Here is a 1,357-nt window from a genome sequence, read left to right as displayed (position 1 = left end):
ATGTGTATAACAACCTGTGATGATATCCAATCACAACAATTAACTTAAACAAACCTCTTATTTCATTATGAGACGACCAATACAAATAGCGACCTTATTTTTGACCATATTATTAGTAGCGGCTTGTGGCGATGACGGCCATGGGCCTACCAATGGCAACAGTAACGATAATGACGAGCCGACCACCGGGGCGGTGGAAGTGACCACCAATAGCACCGGTGATGACATCGACGCCGACGGTTACACCGTCAATGCCGGTGGGACCAGCCAAAGCGTGTCCGCTTCGGGCACCGTAACCCTGGCCGGCCTCTCCGAAGGCGACGTGGATGCCCAGCTGTCCGGGGTCGCCGGCAACTGCTCGGTCAGCGGCAGCAACCCCCAAACGGTGACCATTACGGCCGGGGATACCACCTCCACCTCCTTTGCCGTGAGCTGCCAGACCGTAGCCGACGGCCAGATTGCCTTTACCAGCGGCCGCGACGGGGACGGGGAAGTCTTCCTGATGAATACCGACGGCTCCTCACCGACGAAACTCACCGACAACTCTGACGCTGATTTTGCCGGGCCGATTTCTCCGACCGGCACCAAGATTGCTTTTGTCAGTAACCGCGGCGGGTCTGGGTACCACCTGTATGTGATGGATGCTGACGGGTCGAACATCCAGCAGCTGACATCCTCAGGAGCACAAGTGGTATTAACCGGAGGGGTGAGCTGGTCCCCGGACGGCAGCAGCCTGGCTTTTGTGGACGGCCGCAGCGGGAATAACGAAATTTATACGATCGGGGCCGACGGCAGCGGGGAGCAACGGCTGACCAACAACAGCGCGGCGGATAACTTTCCGCACTGGTCCCCGGACGGATCCAAGGTTCTCTATACCAGCGCTACCGACGGAGATCAAGAGATTTACACCATGAACCCCGACGGGACGGGCCGCCAGCAGCTCACCACCGACACCGACGCTAACCTAACGCCCCGGTGGTCGGCCGATGGCAGCAAAATTGCTTTTTCCAGCGACCGTTCGGGAAATAATGAGCTGTATACCATGAACACCGACGGCACCGGCGTGCAGCAGGTAACTAGCGACCCGGGGACAGATATTTACCCCAGCTGGTCGCCGGATGGCAGCGAACTGGCCTTTTATACTGGCCGTGATGGAGATGTAGAAGTCTATAAAATTAATGCTGACGGTAGCGGGATTCCGACTAACCTGACGGCCAACAGTACCGGTGATCTTATTCCTTATTGGAGCCCGGTGGAGTAACCACCCAAGATTAACCGGTAGTAAACTCTTTTTGTCATCAAATAATCTTTTCCCGCAGTGGCGTCACAGCTGCTGCGGGTTTTATTATGGGTCAGA

At 56.0% G+C, this 1,357-nt stretch carries 1 protein-coding gene; it reads left to right on the top strand.

Annotation, left to right across the window (positions count from 1 at the left end):
- The first annotated feature begins 637 nt into the window (after nucleotides 1-637).
- Nucleotides 638-1,261, top strand: coding sequence for a TolB family protein (locus LX73_RS13240; protein WP_342782423.1), 624 nt, complete (start codon nucleotides 638-640; stop codon nucleotides 1,259-1,261).
- Nucleotides 1,262-1,357: the final 96 nt, after the last annotated feature.

The sequence above is a fragment of the Fodinibius salinus genome (assembly GCF_008124865.1).
In the GTDB taxonomy this organism is placed as follows: Bacteria; Bacteroidota; Rhodothermia; order Balneolales; family Balneolaceae; genus Fodinibius; species Fodinibius salinus.
This window is presented reverse-complemented; position numbering and strand designations above follow the sequence as displayed.

Excerpts from the sequence above, each read along its gene's own strand:
- LX73_RS13240 (WP_342782423.1), top strand. The coding sequence starts at position 638 with ATGGATGCTGACGGGTCGAACATCCAGCAGCTGACATCCTCAGGAGCA.